The organism is Herbaspirillum sp. B65, from assembly GCF_000333555.1.
Taxonomy (GTDB): Bacteria; Pseudomonadota; Gammaproteobacteria; order Burkholderiales; family Burkholderiaceae_D; genus Herbaspirillum; species Herbaspirillum rubrisubalbicans.
Map to the genome: position 1 here is coordinate 1 of NZ_BADI01000547.1, position 8,662 is coordinate 8,662.

The 8,662-nt window shown below is 63.1% G+C and carries 8 protein-coding genes, 1 pseudogene and 1 riboswitch; of the genes and pseudogenes, 5 read left to right on the forward strand and 4 right to left on the reverse strand.

All coding sequences use genetic code 11. From position 1 onward, the window contains the following. Window positions 1-12: 12 nt before the first annotated feature. A pseudogene (locus tag I5W_RS13320) lies at window positions 13-636 on the forward strand (hypothetical protein); the annotation flags it as partial. A 141-nt stretch (window positions 637-777) separates the two neighbouring features. Here I5W_RS13320 and dapF read toward each other — a convergent pair. Genes dapF through I5W_RS13335 form a run of 3 tightly spaced genes read right to left on the reverse strand, consistent with a single transcriptional unit; the run spans window position 778 to window position 3,416 of the window. Continuing rightward, on the reverse strand, window positions 778-1,641 hold the full coding sequence (gene dapF / locus I5W_RS13325; protein ID WP_017449723.1) for a diaminopimelate epimerase: 864 nt from the start codon (window positions 1,639-1,641) through the stop codon (window positions 778-780). A 48-nt stretch (window positions 1,642-1,689) separates the two neighbouring features. After that, the gene (locus tag I5W_RS13330; protein ID WP_044529589.1) at window positions 1,690-2,574 is read right to left on the reverse strand and encodes an LpxL/LpxP family acyltransferase; all 885 of its coding nucleotides are present in this window, start codon (window positions 2,572-2,574) and stop codon (window positions 1,690-1,692) included. Then, on the reverse strand, window positions 2,571-3,416 hold the full coding sequence (locus tag I5W_RS13335; protein ID WP_044529590.1) for a lysophospholipid acyltransferase family protein: 846 nt from the start codon (window positions 3,414-3,416) through the stop codon (window positions 2,571-2,573). The genes I5W_RS13330 and I5W_RS13335 overlap by 4 nt, the downstream gene beginning before the upstream one ends. A gap of 190 nt (window positions 3,417-3,606) precedes the next feature. On the opposite strand from I5W_RS13335, the gene metK reads away from it, so the two are divergent. From metK to metF, 4 genes are all read left to right on the forward strand, one after another. Beyond that, the gene (gene metK, locus I5W_RS13340) at window positions 3,607-4,770 is read left to right on the forward strand and encodes a methionine adenosyltransferase (protein ID WP_044529591.1); all 1,164 of its coding nucleotides are present in this window, start codon (window positions 3,607-3,609) and stop codon (window positions 4,768-4,770) included. A gap of 198 nt (window positions 4,771-4,968) precedes the next feature. Continuing rightward, window positions 4,969-5,058, forward strand: a riboswitch (S-adenosyl-L-homocysteine riboswitch). Between the two features lie 154 nt (window positions 5,059-5,212). Continuing rightward, window positions 5,213-6,640, forward strand: coding sequence for an adenosylhomocysteinase (ahcY, locus tag I5W_RS13345; protein ID WP_044529592.1), 1,428 nt, complete (start codon window positions 5,213-5,215; stop codon window positions 6,638-6,640). A gap of 138 nt (window positions 6,641-6,778) precedes the next feature. After that, window positions 6,779-7,132, forward strand: coding sequence for a phage holin family protein (locus I5W_RS13350; protein WP_017449718.1), 354 nt, complete (start codon window positions 6,779-6,781; stop codon window positions 7,130-7,132). Then, a complete protein-coding gene (gene metF, locus I5W_RS13355; protein WP_017449717.1) occupies window positions 7,129-7,971 on the forward strand; it encodes a methylenetetrahydrofolate reductase [NAD(P)H] in 843 nt (280 codons plus the stop codon). Before I5W_RS13350 ends, metF begins: the two co-directional genes overlap by 4 nt. A 47-nt stretch (window positions 7,972-8,018) precedes the next feature. Here metF and I5W_RS13360 read toward each other — a convergent pair whose 3' ends face one another. After that, entirely contained in the window at window positions 8,019-8,615 is a 597-nt protein-coding gene (locus I5W_RS13360; RefSeq protein ID WP_044529593.1) for a 5-formyltetrahydrofolate cyclo-ligase, read from the reverse strand. Window positions 8,616-8,662 lie beyond the last annotated feature (47 nt).

The window sequence follows — 8,662 nt, forward strand, 5'->3', positions numbered from 1 at the left end:
TGGATCTAGTTCAAGCCGGAATCTTGCCAGCGCATGCTTGTCTATGTGCAGCATTACCTGGAGCGCGCCGCCGAGATGGGGCATGTGGAAGCGCAACTGGAATGCGGGGTGGGTGCCTGGCGCAATCGGCGCGATGATCCGGCCAATGACGTGCGCGCCCTGTACTGGCTGCAAAAGGCTGCCACGCAAGGCGCCTCACAGGCGCAAGCCCTGTTGGACAAGGTGGCCGACCGCCCCCAGGCCGCCTCCTGGGCGGTGCAGGCGCGGACCCAACTGAGCCGCGAGCAGATCAACGCCCATCCTTTCCTGGCTGCGCGTATCGAACTGGCCGCGCTGTTCGGCCTGACCCGGCCGGAAGCCCTGCTGATCGACCTCAAGCAGGCCGACTGCGGACATTGCCTGATGGTGGATATCCGCAGCCAGTATGCCCGCAGCAAGCGGCGCCTGATCATGGTCGAGACCGGCGAACAGCGCGGCGCGCTCAACCGCATCGGCCGTCTGTTCGAGGACATGGATTGCGGCCCCAGCGGCCCCGAGGGCAATTACCGCCAGCGGTTGTATCGTCTCAAGACCGTCCTGCCGCAGTCGCAGGAAGAAGATGAGGATGAGGCGCAAGAGCAGGGGCTGGCGGCCTGAGTTCCACGGCATTGCGGACGTAGAAACGGACACGGCTTGCTGGAGCGAACCAGCAAGCCGTGTTTTGATATCCGAGTCTTACATCCGGGTCTTATATCAAAACTTAGAGGTCAGAGTTCTGATCTCTAAGTTTTCCTCGCCTCAAAGCTGATCCGGCAACTCGATCTCGCCTTCGAACACCGTCACCGCCGGGCCGGTCATCATCACCGGTTCGCCCGGCCCAGCCCAGGCGATGTTGAGCAGGCCGCCATGGGTCTGCACCGCCACCGGCGAATCCAGCAGGCCGCGACGGATGCCCGCCACCACCGCAGCACAGGCGCCGGTGCCGCAGGCCAGGGTTTCGCCGGCACCGCGTTCGTAGACGCGCAGACGGATGTGATGACGGTCGAGCACCTGCATGAAGCCGGCATTGACGCGCTTGGGGAAGCGCGCATGGTGTTCGATCAGCGGACCCTCCACCAGCACCGGGGCAGCTTCGCTGTCCTCCACCACCTGCACCGCATGGGGGTTGCCCATCGACACCACCGAGATCCAGGTGGTCTTGCCGGCCACCTCCAGCGGCCACAGCGTGTCTTCGGCTTGCTGGCGATGTTGCAGGTTGCGGCTGTCGAAGGGCACCTCGGCCGGGGTCAGGATGGGCGCGCCCATGTCCACGGTGATCTGGCCATCTTCTTCCAGGCGCGGTTCGATCACGCCCGACATGGTTTCCACCCGGATGGCGCGCTTGTCGGTCAAGCCCTTCTCGGTGACGAAGCGCACGAAGGCGCGGGCGCCGTTGCCGCACTGCTCGACTTCGCCGCCATCGGCGTTATAGATGCGGTAACGGAAATCGACTCCGGCTGCTTGCGCTTTTTCCACCACCAGCATCTGGTCGGCGCCGATGCCGAAACGGCGGTCGGCGATGAATTGCCACTGGGCGGGGGTGAGCGAAAGGGCTTGGTTGATGGCGTCGAGCACGACGAAGTCGTTGCCGGCGCCATGCATCTTGGTAAATTTGATTTTCATCACATCATTATAAGTACGCCGCGCCCGATTCACAGGGCGGCGGGGTGGTCATTGCTGGCCCTTGCGGTAGACGTCCGGTTCGCCCGGCGGGCGGTTCTTGAAACGCTTGTGCGCCCAGAAATATTCGGCCGGGGCTTCCAGCACGCGTTCTTCGATGAAGGCATTCATGCGCCGGGTGGCGGCCACGATGTCTTGGCCCGGATAGTCTTCCCAGGCTGGATAGAAGGTGGTCTTCCAGCCGCGATAGCCGGGCAGGAAGGTAGTGATCACCGGCACCACCGAGGCGCCGGTGGCCGCAGCGATGCGGGCGGTGGCGGTGAGGGTGGACGCCGGTACGCCGAAGAAGGGCACGAACTCGGCGTCGCGGGTGCCGAAATCCATGTCGGGCAGCATGATGAAGGGCAGGCCTTCGCGCATGGCGCGGATAATGGGCTTGACGCCCTTTTCGCGCGCCAGCAGCGTTACCGGGCGAAAGCGCGAGCGGCCCTTGAGCAGGGCCTGGTCCACCACCTCGTTCTGCTGGCGGGCGTAGATGGTACAGACCGAATAGTCCGAATTGAGCACCAGCGCGATGCCGGGGATTTCCAGGCAGACGAAGTGCGGGCACAGCAGGATGGTGGGGCCCTTGTCGAGCGTTTCGAAGGGGATGCCGGGCTCGACCTGGATCAGGCGCTTCAAGCGCGACTCCGGCGCCCACCACAGGATGCCGCGTTCCAGGGCGCTGCGGGCATAGGCCTGGAAGTGGCGGCGCGCGATCCGGCGGCGTTCCTGTTCGGTCTTTTCGGGAAAGCACAGGCGCAAGTTGATCAGGGTGATGCGCCGGCGTGGCCGCATATACATATAGAGCAGCCAGCCCAGCGCCTCGCCTAGCCGCCCCAGGATGGGCAGTGGCAACCAGTGCAGCAGCCACATCAGCCCGATCAGCGCCCTCATTGTGCCGCTCCCGGCGGGGTGACGCCGCGCGGCGTCTTGTAGCGGTTGTAGCTCCAGATGTATTGCGCGGGGCAGCGGGCGATCAGCTTTTCCATGGCGGCATTGATGGCGCGGGCTTGCTGCTCGGGTGTTTCACCCAGCTCACCCTCAAAGGGGACGAAGTGGATGGCGTAACCGCGGCCCCAGGACAGGCGCTCGGCATAGACCAGGATGATGGGGGCGCCGCTCATCTGTTGCAGCTTGGCCGGCAGGGTCATGGTATAGGCCGGCTTGCCGAAGAAGTCGGCCCATACGCCTTCGCCGTTCTGCGGCACCTGGTCGGGCAAGAGGCCGATGGCCTGGCCATTCTTGAGCGCCTTGAGCAGGATGCGCACACCGGCCAGGTTGGCCGGCGCCAGGTGCAGGTTGGCGCGGGCGCGCGCGCCTTCGATCAAGGGCTTGAGCGCGGCCTTGCGCGGCGGGCGGTAGAGCACGCTCAGGCTGCTGTGGCGCGCCACCGATTGCGCCGAGATTTCGAAGCAACCCAGGTGCGGCGTCAGGAAGACGATGCCGGCCTTGGCATCGAGCGCCTGCTGCACCAGCTCCCAGTTGGCGATGCGGGCGGTGCGCAGCACCCGCTTGGGGTTGGCGCACCAGATGAAGGGTAGTTCGAACATGCCCTTGCCGGCTTCGCCCACGGCCTTCAACAGACTGCTGCGATGGCCGGCCAGCGTGATGTTGTCGGTCAGGCGGCGGCGATAGGCGGGCGAGAGCAGGAACACCAGCCAGCCTACCGCCACGCCGATGGCGTGCAAGGCCGGCAACGGCAGGAAGGAGAGCAGGCGGAATAAAGAAACGAGCATACTTGCCGATAACAAAAAGGCGGAGTTGCTCCGCCGTCAAATTGCAGAAAAATGCAAGAGGCGTAAAATAGCACAAGCCGTCGAGTTAATGACAACTTGCGAGACGGGGTACAAATATCGCTAAAGCGTCGCAGGCACGACTAACGATGGGCCGCGACATTTGCTAAATCGTTTCCAGTTCGAGGCTTGCATGTCCAATCAATATCTCTTCACTTCCGAATCGGTCTCCGAAGGCCATCCCGACAAGGTCGCCGACCAGATCTCGGACGCCATCCTGGATGCCATCTTCACCCAGGACCCGTATTCCCGCGTGGCCGCCGAAACCCTGTGCAACACCGGTCTGGTGGTGCTGGCCGGTGAAATCACCACGCGCGCCAACGTCGACTACATCGATGTGGCCCGCGAAACCATCAAGCGCATCGGCTACGACAATGCCGACTTCGGCATCGACTACAAGAGCTGCGCCGTGCTGGTGGCCTACGACAAGCAATCGCCCGACATCGCCCAGGGCGTGGATGAAGGCCGTGGCGTGGACCTGGAGCAAGGTGCCGGCGACCAGGGCCTGATGTTCGGCTATGCCTGCAATGAAACCCCGGAACTGATGCCGGCCGCGATTTACTACGCGCATCGCATCGTCGAGCGCCAGTCGCAACTGCGCAAGGATGGTCGCCTGCCCTGGTTGCGCCCGGACGCCAAGTCGCAGGTCACGCTGAAGTACGTGGATGGCAAGCCGGTGGCCATCGATACCGTGGTGCTGTCGACCCAGCATTCGCCCGACATCGAGCAGAAGGACATCCACGAAGCCGCCATCGAGGAAATCATCAAGCCGGTGCTGCCGGCCGAGTGGCTCAAGAACACCCGCTACCTGATCAACCCCACCGGCCGCTTCGTCATCGGTGGCCCGCAAGGCGACTGCGGCCTGACCGGTCGCAAGATCATCGTCGATACCTACGGTGGCGCTGCGCCCCACGGTGGTGGCGCCTTCTCCGGCAAGGACCCGTCCAAGGTCGACCGTTCGGCCGCCTACGCCGGCCGCTACGTGGCCAAGAACATCGTCGCCGCCGGCCTGGCCGAGCGTTGCCAGATCCAGGTGTCGTACGCCATCGGCATCGCCAAGCCGACCTCGGTCATGGTGACCACCTTCGGTACCGGCAAGATCAGCGATGAAAAGCTGGCCGAGCTGGTGCAGGAACACTTCGACCTGCGCCCCAAGGGCATCGTGCAGATGCTGGACCTGCTGCGCCCGATCTACGCCAAGACCGCCGCCTATGGCCACTTCGGCCGCGAAGAGCCGGAGTTTACCTGGGAGCGCACCGACAAGGTCGCCGCCCTGCGCGCTTCGGCTGGTCTGTAAGAAAGCCCACCCGGCGCGGGCCGGGTGAAGCGCGAATGAAGCCGGAAAACGGGCAGGTGAAGATCAATTCACCCGCCTGTTCCAAGGATTGACTAACGGCGGCCCCGCGCTACAATGCTGTTCCCCGCGAATGAAGATTCGCGCCATTTTTCCGATGTCGGCATTGCGTCTGGAAAGTCAAATCTCACAATGCCTCACCGCTGCAAGGAGCGTTGCGACAGGGACATCCCCTGCCAGGCTTGAAGCGGTGAACAGGCGCAGGTCGCCTGGCAACCGCGCTCACGTTACTTTTTTTCTGGCTTTTACATGAAAGGAGGGCGTGAACAGCGCCATAGGAGGGTTGGACAGGGAATCCCCTGCCAGCTTGAAGCGGGAACAAGGGCAGGTCCCCTGGCAACCGGGCTCACGTTACTTTTTTTTTGCTTTTACAGGAAAGGAGGGCGTGAACAGCGCCATTGGCATGACTACTCAAACGAATCACCAAGACTACATTGTCGCCGACATCAAGCTGGCCGACTGGGGCCACAAGGAAATCAAGATCGCTGAACCCGAAATGCCGGGCCTGATGGCGATCCGCGAGGATTTCGCCGCATCCCAGCCCCTGAAGGGCGCCCGCATCACCGGTTCGCTGCACATGACCATCCAGACCGCCGTGCTGATCCAGACCCTGGAAGCACTGGGCGCGCAAGTACGCTGGGCCTCCTGCAATATCTACTCGACCCAGGATCATGCCGCTGCCGCCATCGCTGCCAACGGCACCCCGGTCTTCGCCATCAAGGGCGAAACCCTGGATGAATACTGGGAATATACCCACCGCATCTTCGAATGGACCGACGGCGGCTATTCCAACATGATCCTGGACGATGGCGGCGACGCCACCCTGCTGCTGCATCTGGGTGCCCGCGCCGAGACCGATATCTCGGTGCTGGCCAAGCCCGATTCGGACGAAGCCGTGTGCCTGTTCAACGCCATCAAGCGCTACCTGGCCAAGGACGCCAACTGGTACTCCAAGCGTCTGAAGGAAATCAAGGGCGTCACCGAAGAGACCACCACCGGCGTGCACCGCCTGTACCAGATGCACAAGGAAGGCAAGCTGGCCTTCCCGGCCATCAACGTCAATGACTCGGTCACCAAGTCCAAGTTCGATAACCTCTACGGTTGCCGCGAATCGCTGGTGGACGGCATCAAGCGCGCCACCGACGTGATGATCGCCGGCAAGGTCGCCATCGTGGCCGGCTACGGTGACGTCGGCAAGGGCTCGGCCCAGGCCCTGCGCGCCCTGTCGGCGCAAGTGTGGGTCACCGAGATCGACCCGATCTGTGCCTTGCAGGCCGCCATGGAAGGCTATCGCGTGGTGACCATGGATTACGCTGCCGAACACGGCGACATCTTCGTCACCTGCACCGGCAACTACCATGTGATCACCCATGAGCACATGAAGAAGATGAAGGACCAGGCCATCGTCTGCAACATCGGCCACTTCGACAATGAAATCGAAGTCGCCGCCCTGAAGCAGTACACCTGGGAAAACATCAAGCCGCAGGTCGACCACGTGATCTTCCCCGATGGCAAGCGCATCATCCTCTTGGCCGAAGGCCGCCTGGTCAACCTGGGTTGCGCCACCGGTCACCCGTCCTACGTGATGAGCTCGTCCTTCGCCAACCAGACCATTGCCCAGATCGAACTGTTCGTCAATACCAAGGACTACCCGGTGGGCGTCTACACGTTGCCCAAGCACCTGGATGAAAAGGTCGCCCGTCTGCAGTTGAAGAAGCTCAACGCCCAGTTGAGCGAACTCACGCCCGAACAGGCTGCCTACATCGGTGTGAAGATCGAAGGTCCGTACAAGGCCGATCACTACCGCTACTGATCGCTGCCGAGGCCGGCGCTGCGCCGGCCTGGCTATATCAGCCTTGTTGCAGAGCGTAGCGCTTGCATCGCCCGACCGGGTGGTGCAAGCTCTGCGGCTGTGTCTATTACTGCCCCGACGGGGTCGAAAGGAATTTCCGTGCGCCTGCTGCTGACCTGGCTCATCAACGCCCTGGCCTTGCTGGCCGTTCCCTACCTGATGCACTCGGTTCAGGTCGAGAGCTTGGGCTCGGCGCTGCTGGCCGCGCTCATCCTGGGTTTCGTCAATACCATCGTGCGCCCGGTGCTGGTGGTGCTGACCCTGCCGGTGACGGTAGTGACGCTGGGCCTGTTCATCCTGGTCATCAATGGCCTGATGTTCTGGGTGGTGGCGCAACTGGTGGGCGGCTTCCACGTGGCCGGCTTCTGGTCTGCCGTGGGCGGCGCGCTGCTCTATAGCATCGTTTCCTGGGCGCTCTCGACCCTGTTGCTCAAATCGGGATCGAATCCATGAGCACACCTAATTTCAGTATCGAATTCTTCCCGCCCAAGACCGCCGAAGGCGCGGAAAAACTGCGCGCCACCCGCGCCAAGCTGGCCGCGCTGCAGCCCAAGTATTTCTCGGTGACCTTCGGCGCCGGTGGCTCGACCCAGCAAGGCACGCGCGACACCGTGCTGGAAATCGTCGGCGAAGGCCATGAAGCCGCACCGCACCTGTCCTGCATCGGTAGCTCCCGCGCCAGCCTGCGCGCCATCCTGGAAGACTATCGCGCCAACGGCATCAAGCGCCTGGTGGCGTTGCGGGGCGACCTGCCCAGCGGCTATGGAGCCATGGACCAGGCGTCCAGCGAATTCCGCTATGCCAACGAGCTGGTCGAGTTCGTGCGCGCCGAGACCGGAGACTGGTTCCACATCGAAGTGGCGGCCTACCCGGAAATGCATCCGCAAGCCCGCTCGCCGCAGGACGACGTGCAGAACTTCGCGCGCAAGGTCAAGGCCGGCGCCAATTCGGCCATTACCCAGTATTTCTACAATGCGGATGCCTATTTCCGCTTCGTCGATGAAGCCGCCAAGCTGGGTGCGAACGTGCCGGTGATCGCCGGCATCATGCCCATCACCAACTATTCGCAACTGGTGCGCTTCTCTGACATGTGCGGTACCGAAATCCCGCGCTGGATCCGTCTGAAGCTGGCCAGCTATGCCGACGACACGGAATCGATCCGCGCCTTCGGCCTGGAAGTGGTCACCCAGCTATGCGAACGCCTGCTGGCCGGTGGTGCTCCTGGTTTGCATTTTTATTCACTGAACCAGGCCGGACCGACCCAGGCCATCTGGCAGCAGCTGGTGAAGTAGGCGGCGCCTGCCTCCCAAGCCGGACCGTGGTCCGGCTTTTTTTTCGTTCATATAGCATCGGTGAGGATGCCATCCAGCGCTATGTCGTGCATTTGCGCCTCGAATTCCACCAGTCCGAAGCCATGGCAGACACCCACGGCCAGCGGCCTTGGGTTCACCGCCAGGGTACGGTCATAGAAACCGCCGCCATAACCCAGCCGGAAGCCAGCGGCATTGAAACCCAGGCAGGGGATCAGCAAGGCCTGTGGCTGCACGACGGGCGCGCCGGCCGGGGGCACCAAGGTGCCCAGGGCATCCTTTTCCAGTACATCGCCCGGCTGCCAGGCGCGGAACTCCAGGGGCGCCTCTTTGCCCACTACCACCGGCAGGCACAGGTGCACCCCACGTGCGGCCAGCGCGTTATAGGCCACAGACAGATCCGGTTCACCCCGGATCGCCTGGTAGACCGCCAGGCTGGCAATGGCCTGGTGCGCGCACCAGTGCAGCACGCGTTGCCCTATCAGGGCCGCGGCACGTGCCTGGTCCTCGGCCGGCATGGCTTTGCGACGCGCCAGCAGCGTCTTGCGCAACAGGGTTTTGTGGTGCGCGGCGCGGGTCGTCTCCGTGTCCGGGGCGAGCGTGTCGCGTGCTATGCTTGGGTTCATTTTCTGTTCCGTCAATCTGCATGAAGAAGCTGCATGAGTATGCGTCC